The organism is Flavobacterium sp. (genome assembly GCF_050696275.1).
Lineage (GTDB): Bacteria > Bacteroidota > Bacteroidia > Flavobacteriales > Flavobacteriaceae > Flavobacterium.
The window spans coordinates 85,012-102,181 of the sequence record NZ_JBOGUT010000008.1; the positions used below are offsets into that span (position 1 = coordinate 85,012).

A 17,170-nucleotide genomic window follows, 5' to 3' on the forward strand; every position below is an offset into this window, starting at 1 on the left:
TTCGCAAACAGATTCCTCATTCGAAAATTCCTTTGATGTATGAATCTAAAGTATCTCTTTTTGTTATTTAGAATTGTTTATTCAAAGATTAGTAACGTTTACTCGTTTCTAATCTTTGATTACTCGTTGATAAGTAAATTAACAGTCGGCCATATTTACGGCAATAGCAAGACCTCCTTCGGAAGTTTCCTTGTACTTATTGTTCATGTCTTTGGCTGTTTGCCACATGGTATTGACTACTTTGTCTAAAGGCACTTTAGCATTCTTAGGATCGGTTTCCATTGCTAATTCAGCTGCATTGATGGCTTTTATGGCACCCATCGTATTTCTTTCAATACAAGGAATCTGCACTAAACCTCCAATAGGGTCACAGGTTAGTCCAAGATGATGTTCCATAGCAATTTCTGCAGCCATTAAAACTTGTTCCGGAGTTCCTCCCATTACTTCACAAAGCGCTGCAGCAGCCATTGCTGAGGAAACACCTATTTCTGCCTGACAGCCTCCCATAGCTGCAGAGATGGTAGCTCCTTTTTTGAAGATACTTCCTATTTCTCCAGCGACCATTAAAAATTGCTTGACATGGTTTTTATCGGCTTCGTGGTTTTCAATCACCATATAATACATTAAAACGGCAGGAATTACACCGGCACTACCATTTGTTGGAGCAGTAACTACACGGCCTAGAGAAGCATTCACTTCATTAACTGCCAAAGCAAAACAGCTTACCCATTTTAATATCTGACGGAATTTTACTTCTGTTTTTCGGATAGATTCGAGCCATTCCTGCGGATTCGAATAATTAGCCAGTCCGATTAAGTTCTGATGCATATCGAATGCACGTCTGCGTACATGCAATCCGCCCGGAAGGATTCCTTCACTATGACAGCCTATGTACATGCACTCCAGCATTGTTTCCCAAATACGCATTAACTCATGGTCAATAGCTTCTTCGGAACGCATTGATTTTTCGTTGTCATATACAATTTCCGATATCTTTCTGTTTTGTTCCTGGCAATATACCAGCAGTTCAGAAGCGAGGTTGATAGGATAAGGAAAAGCACACTTTATTTCTGTTTTCTTTTTAGCGTTATCTCTTTCTTCTTTCACTACAAATCCACCTCCGATGGAATAAAAAGTAGATTCGTATGTTTTACCCGGAGCATACGCTGTAAATGTCAGTCCGTTAGCATGAAAAGGCAGAAAGTTTTTGTTGAAAACGATATCTGTTTCGATAGTAAAATCAATAGGAAACTCATTGTTTAAATGGAGTTTATGGCTTGTACGGATGTTTTTTATGATACCGTCAATATCCTGTACAGGAATATATTCCGGATCCTGACCGCTCAAGCCGAGCATTACGGCAAGGTCTGTGGCATGGCCTGTACCTGTTAAGGAAAGCGAACCATACAAGTCTACTTTTACACGTGTAATTTTATCTAAAATGCTTTCTTCTTTTAATTCTTTCAAAAAACGCTCTGCAGCACGCCAAGGTCCCAGCGTATGGGAACTTGAAGGTCCAACACCAATTTTGAGCATATCAAAAACCGAAATACATTCTTCCATAAACTTACAGTGTAATTAATTAGGACAAATATAGTTTTTGTTTTATAAATCGGGAAGAAATATTATGTATTAAAATTACTTCCAAAGATTATATTTTTCTACTTTTACAAATGCATTCAAAACAAAATTTCAATGTCTAGATACTTCAGGTTACAAGAATATAAAGTTCTTTTTTACAGATTTTTATTAGCCTATTTGTTTTACTTTTTAGCAAGAATAGGATTCTTTATATACAACAGCAAGTTATTGAAGGTGGATTCGGTTACCGAATTCTTGATATTGGCGTACCACGGATTGGTTTTCGATACTACGGCAATACTTTATGTAAATGCTTTATTTCTTCTTTGTTCCATCTTTCCTTTTTGGATAAACACCAGTAAAAATTATCAGAAGTTTCTGTTTTATATATATTTTACATTCAACTTGATAGCGTACGCGACAAACTTTGTAGATTTTATCTATTATAAGTTTACTTACGCTCGAACGACTGTAGCTTTCATGGATATCATTAAGAATGAGTCCAATAAAGGAAATATGTTTTTCCGTTTTATTGTGAGTTACTGGCATGTATATGTGTTGTTCTTTGTGTTGGCTTTCTTTTGGGTTTATTTGTATAAAAAAGTTAAAGTTGCAGAGAAAGTACCCAATGGCAAACCAGCTTATTCTATCTCTTCTTTTATTGGTGTTTTAGTTTTTGCTACTTTAGCGGTAGGAGGTATTAGAGGTGATTTCAAAAAAAGCACAAGACCATTAAATATAATTGATGCTAACAGATATGTTTCGAAACCACAGCATGCAGACATTGTTTTGAATACTCCTTTTTCAATTATCAGAACTATTGGAAAAACAAGTTTCAAAAAGATCAATATTGTTCCTGAAAAAATGGTGGAAGAAAACTTTCAGCCTATAAAACAGTACCATAATAACCCGAAAACTACTCCGAATGTTGTATTGATTATTACGGAAAGTTTTGGGAGGGAATACTTGGGCGCATTCAATCCTAATTCTACGATAAAGGATTTTGTAAGCTATACGCCATTTATCGATTCGCTGGCACAGCACAGTATGATTTATACTAATGCCTATGCTAACGGAAGCAAGTCTATTCACGGAATGTCATCTATTGTAGCAGGTATTCCGTCATTTAGAGATGCTTTTACATCGTCACCTTATCCTAAACAGAAAATACAATCTTTGGTTTCCTGTCTGAAAGAAATGGGTTATGATACTTCTTTCTTTCACGGTGCTCCAAACGGTTCTATGGGTTTTCTTGGTTTTGGAAATATTTTAGGATTTGATCATTATTACGGAAAAACAGAATTTAATAATGACAGTTTATATGATGGTGTTTGGGGAATTTGGGACGAGCCGTTCCTGCAGTTCATGAAGCAGACTTTAGATAAGAAGAAAGCTCCTTTTTTCAGTACTATCTTTACGATTTCATCTCATGAGCCTTATATTGTTCCTAAAGAATTTGAAGGAAAATTTCCTAAAGGAACCATACCAATGCACCAATGTATAGGTTATACGGATTATTCATTTAAAAAATTCTTCGAATCGGCAAAAAAACAGCCTTGGTTTAAGAATACTATTTTTATCATTACTGCAGATCATGGAAATATTACTGCCTATGATGAATATTATAAGATTATTAACCGTCAGGCAGTGCCAATTTTGATTTACAAACCAGACGGAAGTTTAAAAGGAGAAGTACATGATTTGGCACAACAAATCGATATTTATCCGACAGTATTAGATTTAGTGGGTTATGATAAGCCTTTCAGAAGTTGGGGAAGAAGTTTGATAGGGGATAAAAAGATTGTTCCTTATGCGATTAATTTTAACGGAAATCAATACCAATTTCAAAGAGGAAATTATATTTGTACTTTTGACGGAAAGAAGATTACCGGTTATTATAATAAAAATGACAAAGGTTTGGAGAAGAATCTGATTGCAAAACCGAATAAAGAAATGATTGAATCAGGTAAGGCTTGTGAAGCTTTTGTTCAGGACTATATGAAGAGAATTATTGATCAGAATTTGTATTATAAAAAATAGAATATGAAAAAGAAAATAGGAATATTGGTACTTTTAATTGTGGCTTTCTTTGGTGGAAAATATGTCTATGACATGAATATCAACCACAATTTTGAGACTATTACTGAAGGAAAAGTATACAAAAGCGGTGTAATCCCTCCGGATGAAATTGCTGATTATGTAAAAAAATACCACATCAAAAGTATTGTAGATTTGCGTTTTCCGGGAACGGCAGATTTGGTAAATAATCCTGAGATTCCAACAGAATTGACAGCAGAAAAAGTGGCAGTAGCTAAAATACCGGGTGTAAATTACTTCAATAACGGTTCAGATCAGGTTCCGCAGCAGCATAATTTGGATGCTTTTTTTAAAATTATGGATAATAAAGATAATTATCCTGTTTTGATTCATTGCTATCATGGAGTTGGGCGGGCAGAGATGTATTCTGCATTATACCGAATTGAATATGAAAATATGAACAGAGACCAAGCCAGAACAAGCACGAGGTTTCTAACTAAATTCAGTTCATTCGATCTGGGAAAACCAAAAGGAGATTTTCTTCATAATTATAAAACAAGAAAAGAAAAAGCGGAAGAAACACAAAAATAAAATGGAAAAGCCCTTAATTGGGCTTTTTTTGTATCCTAAAATTTAGTGTAACTGTGCGTAAGTAATAAAAAGTATGGAAATGATGGAAAGTACAATCCCTACATAATTTAATTGGGTCATTTTCTCTTTAAAAACAAAAATTCCAATGCAGCTTCCCAATAAAATTACGCCCATGTTCATTCCTGCAAATACAGTTGATGGATTAGCTGAAAGTGCCTGATGTGCTTTGATATAGAATGAAATGTTGCCAAAATTGAGCACACCAACACCCAATCCCCAAAGGATATTATTCAAACCGAATTTTTCTTTTCGGTTAAGAATATAATAACCTGAGATTGTAGCAGAAATGGTTAATGCTCCAAAGAAAATGAAAAAAAGCACTTCTGTGAATGTCATTTCACTTAACGATGAGATTTTCTTAAATAAAACATCAATAATTCCAAAACCAAATAAGACCAGTAAGAGAAAATGCCATTTGTTTTTCTTTTTTGTATCTGCTTTACTCTTCTTATAAAGAGTAAAAAAAATAGCAGTAAAGGCAAATAATAACCCAATGATTTTATAGAAGCCGAATTCTTCCTGAAAAATAAAATAAGAAGCAACTATGGATAAAAACAACGATAATCTTTGGGCGATATCTGTTTTGACGATTCCATTGTATCTGATGGCTTTTGCCTGGAAAATGAAAATGACGGGAAGCAGAAAGCAAAGCGTCAGAAGGATTGCTCCAGTTGATAAACTAAAGTCAACGTTATATTCCGGCTTGTAAACAATATAAGTCAGGAACAGAGCAAATACATAATTCCATGTAATGATTTGGTAAAAACTAAGGTCATTCTTCTTGGCTATTTTTAGTAAAACACCAACCATGACACTGCAGATAATACTGAGGATTACATAGAGCATGGCATAGTTTGATTAGGGTTATTTATCTTTTATAAGTTTTAAAAGCTTTTCTTTAATAGTAAACAAAAACGGCACAATGATACAAAAAAAGCACTTAAGCAGAAAGTATGTGAGCGATATTAATTAAGGAATTTTAAGAGAAAAAGGGTGATTTTACCCTATAAGTATAAGGTATTCCCTCACTAAAATGAATTCTACTGTTTTTAGATTTGTTAAATTAATAAGCGTAAGCCGAAAAGCTAGAGTAGGCATTAATTAAACAATAATAGTATGGGAACTTTATTTTTTGCAGCTATGGGTTTGTGTGGAACAAAATATCCAGGATGGTGGCGTGGGCCAAAAAAACCGGATCCGGAACCATGGTGGAAATTTGCAGTAATATCAGTAATCGGAATTGGAATTGGTATAGCAAGCGGTATGTTTTTTAACGATGCCATTGCAAATGATTCAGTATTTGCCGGACAAGGTATGATAGCTTCCGGGTTATTTAGTTTTGCTGCTTCAAATGTTGTAACAGGGCTGATTTCGATGGGTATGGAGGCAGGAAGAGAATAAGATGGGAACTTTATTTTTTGCAGCTATGGGCTGGTGTGGGACAAAGTATCCCGGATGGTGGCGTGGACCAAGAAAACCACAGCCAGATCCTTGGAAACCAAGACCTGATCCTTGGAAATACCTTATTTTGGTAGTTCTTGGAGTTGGAATTGGTGTAGCAAGCGGAACGGTTTTTAATAATGCCATTGAAAATGACACGATATTTGCCGGGCAAGGTATGATAGCTTCAGGCCTATTTAGTTTTGCGGCTTCAAATATTGTAACAGGATTGATTTCGGCTAAAATAAATAGAGGCGTATAATAAAAAAGCAATCCTTTCGAAATAATGAAAGGATTGCTTTTTTAATAGTATAGAAATTCCGGATTATTTATTTTCAATCCACTTTCTGGCATTTACAAAAGCTTCATGCCATGGTGTTACTTCGTCTTTATATCCGTTATCTGGGTAATGCGCCCAGTTCCAAGGAAAAGTAGAGCGCTCAATATGAGGCATAGTTACCAAATGGCGTCCTGTTTTATCGCACATCATAGCGGTATTAAAAGCAGAACCGTTTGGATTTGCTGGATAACCTTCGTAACCATATTTTCCAACAATTTCGTACTTGTCTTCTGAGTATGGCAATTGGAATTTACCTTCTCCATGAGAAACCCAAACACCTAAAGTAGTCCCTTCTAATGTTGAAAGCATTACTGAATTGTTTTTTTGAACAGTTACAGATGTAAAAATACTTTCATGTTTATGACTTTCATTATGAAGCATTTTACCGTGTAATTCATGCTCAGGATTAACTAATTCTAATTCCATAAACAACTGACAGCCATTACAGATTCCCACAGATAAGGTGTCTTCGCGTTTGAAGAAGTTTTTCAAAGCAGTGTTTGCTTTTTCATTGTATAGAAATGCTCCGGCCCAACCTTTGGCAGAACCTAAAACATCAGAATTTGAGAATCCTCCCACAGCTCCTATAAACTGAATATCTTCAAGTGTTTCACGACCCGAAATTAAATCGGTCATATGGACATCTTTTACATCAAAACCTGCCAAGAACATTGCGTTTGCCATTTCACGCTCAGAATTACTTCCTTTTTCACGGATAATAGCTGCTTTCGGTTTTGGTTTTGAATGGTCTATAACCGGTGCTTTTCCATCAAAATAAGAAGGGAAAGTATAGTTTAGTGGCTGATTTTTATAGTTCTGGTAACGTGCTGCTGCAGTACCGTTTTTCGCTTGTTTTGAATCTAAAAGGAAAGATGTTTTGAACCATGTATCCCTTGTTTCGGAAACATCGAAAGTAAATTCGTTATCATTGTTTTTAACTGAAACGGTATTTCCTTCCACAACTGAACCAATGTTGAAAATTTTGATATTATGTTGATTAAAAACACTTTCAACCGAAGCATCCGCTTGGAAAACCACTGCAATATTTTCGTTGAATAAGGCTTTAACCGTATCATTTTCACCTAAAGAAGATAAATCATAAGAAGCTCCTAAATTTACATCAGCAAAACTCATTTCCAATAAAGTGGTAATTAAACCGCCACTTCCAATATCATGTCCCGCTTTGATTTTTCGCTCTTTGATTAAATCCTGTAGAATATTGAATGCTTTTTTGAAATATTCAGAATCTTTAATTGTTGGAACTTCAGTACCGATTTTATTTAAAACCTGTGCAAAAGAAGAGCCTCCCAATTTGAAAGTATCCTGAGATAAATTGATATAGTAAATATTCCCTCCGTTTCGTTGTAAAACCGGTTCTACCACTTTAGTGATGTTAGAACAATTTCCTGCAGCAGAAATAATAACTGTTCCTGGTGCAATTACTTCGTCATTGGGGTATTTTTGTTTCATGGAAAGCGAATCTTTTCCTGTCGGAATATTGATTCCCAATTCGATGGCAAAATCAGAACATGCTTTTACCGCTTCGTATAATCTTGCATCTTCACCTTCGTTTTTACAAGCCCACATCCAGTTAGCTGACAATGAAACTGATTTTAAATTTTCTTTTAAAGGAGCCCAAACTAAATTGGATAATGCTTCTCCAATAGCCGTTCTTGAACCTGCTACAGGATCAATTAATGCAGAAATAGGAGAGTGGCCAATTGTTGTGGCAATTCCTTCTTTCCCTTTGAAATCTAAAGCCATAACTCCAACATTATTCAAAGGTAATTGTAACGGGCCGGCACATTGCTGCTTGGCAACGCGTCCACCCACACAACGGTCTACTTTATTGGTTAACCAGTCTTTACAAGCAACAGCTTCTAATTGAAGAACTTGGTTTAAATACGTGGGTATGTTTTCAGTTGTGTAACCTAAATCTGAATAGTTAGTTGCAATTGATTTGTCGGTCATGATTGTTTTAGGGGAACTTCCGAAGAAATCCTCTAAAGCATAATCCATGGGTTTCAATCCGGTTGATTTTGATTCGAAAGTAAAACGGTGATCGGCAGTTACATCTCCAACCTGGTACATTGGAGAGCGCTCTCTGTCTGCAATTTTCTGTAATGTATCAATATCACTTTGTCCTATAACCAATCCCATTCTTTCCTGAGATTCGTTTCCAATAATTTCTTTAGCCGAAAGGGTAGGATCGCCTACAGGTAATTTGTCTAAGTCAATTAATCCTCCGGTTTCTTCTACTAATTCAGAAAGACAGTTTAAATGTCCTCCTGCACCGTGATCGTGAATAGACACAATAGGATTGTTATCGCTTTCTACCAAACCACGAATAGCATTGGCAGCACGTTTTTGCATTTCGGGGTTTGAACGTTGAATGGCATTTAATTCGATTCCGGAACCGAAAGCACCTGTATCAGCAGAAGATACGGCAGCACCACCCATTCCAATTCTATAATTTTCGCCACCAAGAATCACAATTTTATCACCTTCTTGCGGTTTCTTTTTAATGGCTTGATCTAATTTTCCGTATCCAATTCCACCAGCTTGCATGATTACTTTATCGTAACCTATTTTACGGTTGTTTTCTTCGTGTTCAAAAGTTAAAATAGAACCTGTGATTAACGGTTGTCCGAATTTATTACCAAAATCTGAAGCTCCATTAGAAGCTTTGATTAAAATATCCATTGGTGTTTGATATAACCAAGGTCTTTCATTCATTTTCTCTTCCCAAGGTCGATTTCCTTCTAATCGGGAATAGGAAGTCATGTAAACAGCAGTTCCTGCTAATGGTAAGGAACCTTGTCCGCCAGCTAAACGGTCGCGGATTTCTCCTCCAGAACCTGTTGCAGCTCCATTGAAAGGCTCTACGGTAGTAGGGAAGTTGTGAGTTTCTGCTTTTAATGAAAGTACTGAATCAAATTCCTTTTCGGTATAAAAATCAGGTTTATCGGCCGTTTTTGGAGCAAATTGAGTTACTCTTGGCCCTTTTACGAAAGCAACATTGTCTTTGTAAGCCGAAACAATATCGTTCGGGTTTTCCTGAGATGTTTTTTTGATTAATTTGAATAAAGAAGTAGGTTTTTCTTCTCCATCTATAACGAAGGTACCGTTGAAAATTTTATGACGGCAGTGTTCTGAATTGGCTTGTGAGAAAGCGAAAATTTCTGAATCGGTTAATTTTCGGCCTAATTTAGCAGAAAGATTATTCAAATAATCTACTTCTTCCGGGCTTAAAGCTAAACCTTCTTGTTTGTTGTAAGCTGCAATATCTTCGATGTCTAAAATAGGCTCAGGAAGAATATTGATGGTAAAAATGTCTTGATTTAATTCCGCATATTTTTGTGAAATCATTGGATCGAAATCACTAAACTCAGAAGGCGATTTTTCAAATTCCTCAATTCGGATGATACCGGAAATTCCCATATTCTGGGTAATCTCAACTGCATTAGTGCTCCAAGGCGTTACCATAGCGGCACGGGGACCAACAAAAAAATCCGTTATTACGGATTTTTCTATTTTATGTGCGTTGCCAAAAAGCCAGTTTAATTTGTTGATATCTTCTGTTGATAGTCCGTTTTGCGATTGCTTCGCCAATTCGTTTTCGCTCGTGTGTACTGCAAAAACCGCGTTGGTTTGGTTTCCGAAGAAATAAATCATTGTTGTGTAGTTTTATTCCGCTGCGCTCCATACAGTTCGGCTCGCCTCGGGTGTGTTGTTGTATTGAAAGTGCAAATTTAGCATTAAAAAAATAAAGCGGCAATTTTGCCGCTTTATTTTTAGTTAATTATTACTTTTTTAATAATTGTTTTAGAATTTTTGAGGTGTTTTATAAAGTATATTCCTGTCTTCAGATTGGAAATCGTAATGGAAGCGCTCGTGTTATTTAGTGTTTCAAATACTTTTTCTCCAAGAACGGAGTAAATTTCAATCGAATTATTGTTGCTTTCGGTATCAAAATCGATTGTGATTTGCCCGTTAGATGGATTTGGGTATACTTTGAAATCATTTTCAATACTTATTTTTTTGATTTCTGACTTTTGGCTCGACCGATTTCCAATACCTGAACAAGTATCAGTTGTATAAACTGTCCAATCAGTTGTTTTGTTAAATGTCGTTTTGGGAACTGTAACGGTTGTTTTTCTTCTTAAGGTTTCATCTATTGAAAAATCAGCTGTTCCTCCATTAAATGTTCCAATAATATCAATTAGAACGCCATTTTTGAATAAGCCAAGAGCATCATTTCCATTAAAAGCTAATTCTGTTGCTGAAGTTGAAACATTAGCAGATGACGTTGGATAGCATGCAGATAAAATCAGACTGTTAACAAGAACAAATTTTGCTCCGTTTGCAATTGTTCCAGACAATGTTAATCCGGTACTCCATGCTCCGGCACCATTGGTTTGTTTTTTAATGCTATAAACAGAAAGACTGATTGAGTTTCCGGTTGTATTTGCAATTTCAATAGCTTTGTTGTTTGAAGAACCTTCTAAGTATTCTGAAAAATACAAATCGGTTGCGCCTGATGTTGCAGCTGTCGTTGTAGCATTTGTTGTTGTGCTTGAAGCAGAAATATTTCCGGCTGCGTCTTTGGCTTTAACATAAAAAGAATAGGTTGTTGCAGCAGTTAATCCTGTTATCGTAGTGCTTGTTGAAGTAACGGATGTTTTCAGGCTTCCATTCATATATACATTGTAACCGGTTGCAGCGACATTATCTGTAGAAGCTGTCCAACTTAAATTAATCGTTGTTTGAGTGCTGTTCGATGCTGCTAAATTTGTTGGAGCAGTTGGCGCCTGAGTATCAGCAGGAGGAGTCACAGTTCCCCAAATAGCATTTACATATTCCGGATGGTCAATATAAGGGTTTCTATTTCCCTGACGTACATAAATGGCGTTATTACGAGCTATTTCGCGGGCACTCACAGGATCTTGAGCGTGCCATGCCAACAACATATCTCTGAAAGCATTGGTGAAAACCTGATTGCTTGTTCCGTTGAACATAGCATAGGAGTAACCTGCAACGGTATTCTCGTAGCGAGTGGCAAAATAAAAATACATTCTGGCAATATCTCCTTTAAATTCACTTACAGGTTCAAAAACAGTACCTGAATATCCAGAAACAGCACTGGAGCCTAATTTACTTCCATTTAAAGAAGTCCATGTTGCAGTTGCCACTTTTCCATGAGGGTAATTAGCCCTCATTCCGTTTACTTTTCCATCCGTAGGAGTAATGTGATGCGCATCGGATACCATTGGGGCAGATTCGTTAAAAACAGATTGAGGAACAATGTGTTCTCTGTTATAACAATTTCCTTCAACACTATATGTTCCGCATTGATCAGTGCTATAGGTATATTCGTAAGGATCCGCGCCTGATGGATTTTCAGAATAGATATCGATTATTGTATTGTCATTTTCATATTGATTGTCTCTGTCAGAAGTGCCAAAAGTTGTCCAAAGTCCTGCATATCCTTTATCGGAATGTCCTTTTATTTTATTGTACAATTGGGTTTTTAAAGTATAACCGGTTCCTGTTGCTGTGTTGTAATAGCCTGAAGGGATTTGGGCCAATGAAACAACTGAAAATAACAGTGCGAGAAATAGTAGTCTTAGCTTCATGTAGTTATTGTTTGTTGGTTAGTATTTCTTTTTTGAGTAAAATTTTAAAATTCTTGCAAAAATATTCAGAAACAAAACAACTGCTTTTTAGACAATATTAATTAATTGTTATGCTATTGATCGCTGACAATTAATCGTTTACATAAAACTAGGCATAAAAAAAGCGGCAAATTTGCCGCTTTATAATTAGTTGATAACAATCTTTTTAACAATTGTCTGATTATCAGAGTTTAACTTGAGGAAATAAAATCCTTCGGGTAAATTTTCCAACGTATAAACATTCTGATTTGCTTTTGGCTGATTTATCTGTTGCATCACCTGTCCGTTTACGCTGATTAACTGGATTTCATCAAGTTCAGCCAGCGTTTCGATATTCACACGGTGATCGTTTGCAGGGTTTGGATAAATATTGATGTTTGAAAGCAAATCGAAATCTTCGACAGCTAAAGTAGGTGAACCCCAAATTGCTGTAACATAAGCATTATTATCAATATAGGGATTTCTATTCCCTTGGTGTACATAAGCCGCATTGTTTCGTACAATTTCTTTAGTACTTACAGGATCCTGAGCATTCCAGGTTAATAATATATTTAAGAATGTCGGACTGAATACTTTGTTTATAGAACCGTCAAACATTACTCTGCATGGAACTTGAGCATCTGTTACTGACCCGTAAAAATCATCCATCTGATCTTCATAACGAGTAGCAAAATAAAAGAAAACACGTGCTATATCACCTTTAAATTCATCTATAGGCTCAAAAACAATTCCAGAATAACCTACCGCATATCCTGAGTTACTTGCTGTTCCAAGTTTAGATCCGTTTTGAGATGTATAACTGGCTGTACTAACTTTACCAAAACCATAATTATTACGCATTCCGTTTACTTTTCCATCTGTAGGATATACGTGCTGAACGTCGTGCTTCATAAATGCAGTCCCAATATTATCAAAATACGATTGTGGGATTAAGTGTTCTCTATTATAGCAATCTCCTTCTCCAGAATAAGTACCGCATTGTCCTGCATTAAGGCCTACAGTTGTATTGAAATTAAAATTATAAGGATCTACACCTGTTGGGTTTTCAGAATAAATGTCAACAATAGTATTGTCATTTTCATAACCAATTCCATTGTCTCTGTCTGTTGTTCCGTACGCTGACCAAAGACCGTTATTGGTTTGACTGCTGCCGGATCCGTAACCTTTGTCAACATGACCAGCGGTTATTATAGATTTTAATTGTGTTTTCAATGGATAACCTGTTCCAGTAGCCGCATTATAATATCCGGCAGGAATCTGAGCATAACCTATTGATGCAATAAGAATTGCAATAATTGAGTAGAATTTTTTCATTTTATTTTTTAAAAAATTTTGAAATGGGGCGTCAAAAATAAAACATTATATTAATTAACAATAACTTTTTTAGTTGTATTTGTGTTTTCAGAAGAAATTTTAACAAAATAGAACCCTTTTGGTAAGTTATCTAAAGTGTATAGGTTGCTTTCAAACTTTGGGTTTTTAATTTGTTGGATTATTTGACCGTTGATAGCAATTAATTCAATGTTATCAATAATTGAATTTGTTTCAATGTTAACTTTATTATCGCTCGTTGGATTTGGATAAATAGAGACATTTGAAGCTAAATTGAAATCATCAGTTGACAAGAATATAGTTGGCCAACGATTTTCGGCTGCCGGACCTCCCCAAATTACAGTCGCTAAGTATGGATTGTCAATAAAAGGGTTTCTGTTACCTTGTCCGTAAGCATTAGAAGCATTTCCAATATAAGTGTTTCTGTTGTCTTCATATTGAGAAACCGGATCTTCAGCATTCCACTGTAAGAATAGATTAATCATATTTGTATCAGTTGCTACAGTAGTACCTGTTCCAACATTAATTGGTAAACATTGTGTTGGATAACGTAAATACATGTACATCATCATTCTGGCTACATCACCTTTCCACTCGTCACCAGGATACCAATCGGCTCCTACATTTGCTGAATTACCGCTTCCTGACGCGAATTTTCTGTTTCCACGGGCTCCATTTCTCTGAACATCTGCAGCTCTTAAATGATGAACATCTTCTCCTGCATCACTTGCACCACCATCATCTAAAGCAGGTGTTCCTAATGATTTTGCATAGGTGTGTTCTCTGTTCCATTCGCAAGAAGTTCCTCCTCCGTTACTGTCTTTATTTCTTCTTCTATGGTCATTATCATCAGAAGTTGAAGCTGGGCACATATTGGCACTGAAACCATATAACAAAAGCACATTTGTGTTTGTACCATCGTTTGGATCCAGATCTACAATTTTATCAGAATCCCACACATTACTGTATGTTAAAAATTTAGTATGTGTGTTTATAATTTTAGTTGATAAGGCACTTTTTAATGAAGTTCCTGTAAGTGTCCAGTTGAAACCGTTGTAATAAGGGGCCGCCGGAGCACCGCTTTGTGCAAATCCTAACGAAACAATAAGGAATGCAAATGCAATGTAGATTTTTTTCATCGTAATACTTTTTTAATTGCTTGTATTTTAAAAATTTTGAGGGCCGCAAACTTACACTAATATTCTAATATGCATTAGAATTTTAATGAATTTTGATTTTATTGCCCCTTTACGTATGAAAAATACTATGTTTTATGCTTTTCTTTCCAGCTGAGCCATGTAAAACCCGTCAAAACCAGACTCCGAAGCCAGTATCTTTACATCTTTTACAAAGATAAAGTTTTTACCAATTTCAGTGGTTAAGAATTTCTTAATTTGTTCCTGATTTTCAGAGGGTAAGACCGAACAGGTAGCATAAACCAGTTTGCCTCCCGGCTTTACGATTTTAGAATAGTTTTCTAAAACTTCGGCTTGTACTTTACGGATATTGTCAATGAATTCCGGCTGCAGTTTCCATTTTGCATCTGGGTTTCTTTTCAAAACACCTAAACCACTGCAAGGTGCATCAATTAAGACTCTGTCTGCTTTTTCGTGCAGTTTTTTGATAACTTTAGTAGTATCAATAATTCTGTATTCAATATTGAAAGCACTGTTTCTTTTAGCTCTTAATTTTAATTGCTTTAATTTACTTTCATATAAATCCATTGCAATCAATTGGCCTTTGTTTTCCATTAACGAGGCAATGTGCAGTGTTTTTCCACCGGCACCGGCACAGGTGTCAACGACTCTCATACCTGGTTTTACATCTAAAAAATGAGCTACCAGCTGCGAAGAAGCATCCTGTACTTCAAAGAATCCCTGCTTGAATGCATCCGTTAAGAAAACATTAGCCCTTTCTTTAAGCACTAAGGCTTCAGGCTGATCTTTTAAAGTGTCAGTGTCGATATTCAAATCCATTAAAATGGCACGCAGTTTGTCTCTTGTAGTTTTAAGGGTATTGGTTCTTAAAATTACTTTTGCTTGTTGGTTTTGTGCTGCAATTTCGGTAGCCCAAACTTTTTCACCCAATTCTTTTACGCCTAATTCATCCATCCAATCAGGAATAGATTCTTTGATAGCTCTTATTTTTGATAATTCGTCAAAGCGTCCTTTTATTTTTCTTTCCGGAGTTCCTTCCAGTTGACGCCAATCAGGAATTGGATAACCGCGAAGTACCGCCCAAGTGGCAAACATTCTCCAGATATTATCACGATCGAATGGCTCTTTTACTTCTGCAATTTCTGAATACAAACGTTTCCAACGTACGATTTCATAGATGGTTTCAGCAACGAATTTTCTGTCGGAGCTTCCCCAACGCTTGTCTTTTTTCAATGCTCGTGCCACTACTTTATCAGCATATTCACCTTCGTTAAAAATAGCGTTTAAAGAGTCAATTGTGGTGTAAACCAAGTTTCTATGTAATCTCATGTTAAAAAAATTGAGGTGCAAAGGTACAATATAAAGACAAATTTTGAAGGATATGTGTCAATTTTTGCGTTCGGGATGGAAGCGGCATCCTTTTTTGTTTCGTGTGATAACAAACGAAACAGAAAAGATATAGCGGACAGCCCGATAAAACGCCATAAAAAAAGCATTGAATATTTCACTACTATTTAATATTTGCTTATTTTCGTACGCTGAAATAATTAAGAAAAATACATACAAATGAAATACGATATTATTGTTTTAGGAAGTGGGCCAGGTGGTTATGTTACTGCAATCAGAGCTTCGCAATTAGGGTTTAAAGTAGCAGTTATCGAGAAAGAAAATCTTGGAGGTGTTTGCCTTAACTGGGGTTGTATCCCTACGAAAGCATTATTGAAATCAGCTCAGGTTTTTGAATATTTGAAACATGCTTCTGATTACGGATTGACAGTAAAAGAATTTGATAAAGATTTTTCAGCTGTAGTTTCTCGTTCTCGAGGTGTAGCTGAAGGTATGAGCAAAGGTGTTCAGTTCTTAATGAAAAAAAATAAAATCGATGTTATTGAAGGTTTTGGTAAATTAAAACCAGGTAAAAAAATTGATGTTACAGCTGCTGATGGTAAAGTAACTGAATATGCTGCTGATCATATTATTATTGCTACAGGAGCACGTTCTCGTGAATTGCCAAACTTGCCGCAAGATGGTAAAAAAATTATCGGATACAGACAAGCGATGACACTGGCAGAACAGCCAAAATCGATGATTGTCGTTGGTTCAGGTGCGATAGGAGTAGAGTTTGCCAGTTTTTATAACGCAATGGGAACTCAGGTAACTATTGTGGAGTTTATGCCAAATGTTGTTCCTGTTGAAGACGAAGATATCTCTAAACAATTTGAGCGTTCTCTAAAAAAATCTGGTATTACAGTGATGACAAATGCTTCTGTTGAAAAAGTTGATATCTCAGGAAAAGGAGTTAAAGCTACTGTAAAAACGGCTAAAGGGGAAGAAATCCTGGAAGCTGATATCGTACTTTCTGCTGTTGGAATCAAAACGAACATTGAAGGAATCGGATTGGAAGAAGTAGGTATCGCTACTGACAAAGATAAAATCTTAGTAAATGCTTACAATCAAACGAATATCCCTGGTTATTACGCTATAGGTGATATAACGCCTGGGCAGGCTTTAGCTCACGTAGCGTCTGCTGAAGGTATTAATACTGTTGAAAAAATCGCTGGAATGCATGTTGATCCAATCGATTACGGTAATGTTCCTGGTTGTACTTATGCAACTCCTGAAATTGCTTCTGTTGGTTTAACTGAAAAAGCAGCTAAAGAAAAAGGATACGAAATCAAAGTGGGTAAATTCCCATTCTCAGCTTCGGGTAAAGCAAAAGCTGCGGGAACTCCTGATGGTTTTGTAAAAGTTATTTTCGATGCTAAATACGGCGAATGGTTAGGTTGTCACATGATTGGTGCTGGTGTTACTGATATGATTGCTGAGGCGGTTGTAGCACGTAAATTAGAAACAACTGGACACGAAATCCTAAAAGCTATTCATCCACACCCAACGATGAGTGAAGCGGTAATGGAAGCCGTTGCAGATGCTTATGGTGAGGTAATCCACTTGTAGTT

Annotated in this window: 12 protein-coding genes; 5 read left to right on the top strand and 7 right to left on the bottom strand. The window is 36.1% G+C overall.

The annotated features are described in order from the left end of the window. Positions 1–138: 138 nt before the first annotated feature. Complete coding sequence (locus tag ACRDEC_RS06375) at positions 139–1,563, bottom strand: L-serine ammonia-lyase (RefSeq protein WP_431497500.1); 1,425 nt, start codon at positions 1,561–1,563, stop codon at positions 139–141. A gap of 132 nt (positions 1,564–1,695) precedes the next feature. Here ACRDEC_RS06375 and ACRDEC_RS06380 point away from each other — a divergent pair, with 132 nt between their 5' ends. After that, positions 1,696–3,621, top strand: a complete 1,926-nt coding sequence (locus tag ACRDEC_RS06380) for an LTA synthase family protein (RefSeq protein WP_431497501.1) — start codon at positions 1,696–1,698, stop codon at positions 3,619–3,621. A gap of 3 nt (positions 3,622–3,624) precedes the next feature. Beyond that, positions 3,625–4,209 (top strand): dual specificity protein phosphatase family protein, encoded by a 585-nt coding sequence (locus ACRDEC_RS06385; RefSeq protein WP_431497502.1) that lies wholly within the window; start codon positions 3,625–3,627, stop codon positions 4,207–4,209. 42 nt (positions 4,210–4,251) lie between these two features. Here the strand turns inward: ACRDEC_RS06385 and ACRDEC_RS06390 are convergent, their stop codons facing one another. Next, positions 4,252–5,115 carry an EamA family transporter gene (locus ACRDEC_RS06390; RefSeq protein ID WP_431497503.1) on the bottom strand — a complete coding sequence of 288 codons (864 nt, stop codon included), beginning with the start codon at positions 5,113–5,115 and terminating at the stop codon, positions 4,252–4,254. Positions 5,116–5,385: 270 nt separating this feature from the next. On the opposite strand from ACRDEC_RS06390, the gene ACRDEC_RS06395 reads away from it, so the two are divergent. Beyond that, a complete protein-coding gene (locus ACRDEC_RS06395; protein WP_431497504.1) occupies positions 5,386–5,670 on the top strand; it encodes a hypothetical protein in 285 nt (94 codons plus the stop codon). 1 nt (position 5,671) lies between these two features. Beyond that, positions 5,672–5,971: a hypothetical protein gene (locus ACRDEC_RS06400; RefSeq protein ID WP_431497505.1), complete on the top strand. Its 300-nt coding sequence runs from the start codon at positions 5,672–5,674 to the stop codon at positions 5,969–5,971. Positions 5,972–6,034: 63 nt separating this feature from the next. Here ACRDEC_RS06400 and purL read toward each other — a convergent pair whose 3' ends face one another. The 5 genes from purL to ACRDEC_RS06425 all read right to left on the bottom strand — a co-directional run bounded on the left by purL (position 6,035) and on the right by ACRDEC_RS06425 (position 15,542). Further along, positions 6,035–9,724, bottom strand: coding sequence for a phosphoribosylformylglycinamidine synthase (gene purL, locus ACRDEC_RS06405; RefSeq protein WP_431497506.1), 3,690 nt, complete (start codon positions 9,722–9,724; stop codon positions 6,035–6,037). Between the two features lie 119 nt (positions 9,725–9,843). Further along, positions 9,844–11,685 carry an endonuclease gene (locus ACRDEC_RS06410; protein ID WP_431497507.1) on the bottom strand — a complete coding sequence of 614 codons (1,842 nt, stop codon included), beginning with the start codon at positions 11,683–11,685 and terminating at the stop codon, positions 9,844–9,846. A 186-nt stretch (positions 11,686–11,871) separates the two neighbouring features. Then, positions 11,872–13,038, bottom strand: a complete 1,167-nt coding sequence (locus tag ACRDEC_RS06415; RefSeq protein WP_431497508.1) for an endonuclease — start codon at positions 13,036–13,038, stop codon at positions 11,872–11,874. 50 nt (positions 13,039–13,088) lie between these two features. Continuing rightward, positions 13,089–14,195: an endonuclease gene (locus tag ACRDEC_RS06420; protein ID WP_431497509.1), complete on the bottom strand. Its 1,107-nt coding sequence runs from the start codon at positions 14,193–14,195 to the stop codon at positions 13,089–13,091. Positions 14,196–14,327: 132 nt separating this feature from the next. Continuing rightward, positions 14,328–15,542 (bottom strand): RsmB/NOP family class I SAM-dependent RNA methyltransferase, encoded by a 1,215-nt coding sequence (locus ACRDEC_RS06425; protein WP_431497510.1) that lies wholly within the window; start codon positions 15,540–15,542, stop codon positions 14,328–14,330. 237 nt (positions 15,543–15,779) lie between these two features. Here ACRDEC_RS06425 and lpdA point away from each other — a divergent pair, with 237 nt between their 5' ends. Beyond that, positions 15,780–17,168 (top strand): dihydrolipoyl dehydrogenase, encoded by a 1,389-nt coding sequence (gene lpdA, locus ACRDEC_RS06430; protein WP_431497511.1) that lies wholly within the window; start codon positions 15,780–15,782, stop codon positions 17,166–17,168. Positions 17,169–17,170: the final 2 nt, after the last annotated feature.

Excerpts from the sequence above, each read along its gene's own strand:
- purL (WP_431497506.1), bottom strand. The coding sequence starts at position 9,724 with ATGATTTATTTCTTCGGAAACCAAACCAACGCGGTTTTTGCAGTACAC.
- ACRDEC_RS06410 (WP_431497507.1), bottom strand. The coding sequence starts at position 11,685 with ATGAAGCTAAGACTACTATTTCTCGCACTGTTATTTTCAGTTGTTTCA.
- ACRDEC_RS06395 (WP_431497504.1), top strand. The coding sequence starts at position 5,386 with ATGGGAACTTTATTTTTTGCAGCTATGGGTTTGTGTGGAACAAAATAT.
- ACRDEC_RS06425 (WP_431497510.1), bottom strand. The coding sequence starts at position 15,542 with ATGAGATTACATAGAAACTTGGTTTACACCACAATTGACTCTTTAAAC.
- lpdA (WP_431497511.1), top strand. The coding sequence starts at position 15,780 with ATGAAATACGATATTATTGTTTTAGGAAGTGGGCCAGGTGGTTATGTT.
- ACRDEC_RS06375 (WP_431497500.1), bottom strand. The coding sequence starts at position 1,563 with ATGGAAGAATGTATTTCGGTTTTTGATATGCTCAAAATTGGTGTTGGA.
- ACRDEC_RS06420 (WP_431497509.1), bottom strand. The coding sequence starts at position 14,195 with ATGAAAAAAATCTACATTGCATTTGCATTCCTTATTGTTTCGTTAGGA.
- ACRDEC_RS06380 (WP_431497501.1), top strand. The coding sequence starts at position 1,696 with ATGTCTAGATACTTCAGGTTACAAGAATATAAAGTTCTTTTTTACAGA.
- ACRDEC_RS06385 (WP_431497502.1), top strand. The coding sequence starts at position 3,625 with ATGAAAAAGAAAATAGGAATATTGGTACTTTTAATTGTGGCTTTCTTT.
- ACRDEC_RS06415 (WP_431497508.1), bottom strand. The coding sequence starts at position 13,038 with ATGAAAAAATTCTACTCAATTATTGCAATTCTTATTGCATCAATAGGT.
- ACRDEC_RS06390 (WP_431497503.1), bottom strand. The coding sequence starts at position 5,115 with ATGCTCTATGTAATCCTCAGTATTATCTGCAGTGTCATGGTTGGTGTT.
- ACRDEC_RS06400 (WP_431497505.1), top strand. The coding sequence starts at position 5,672 with ATGGGAACTTTATTTTTTGCAGCTATGGGCTGGTGTGGGACAAAGTAT.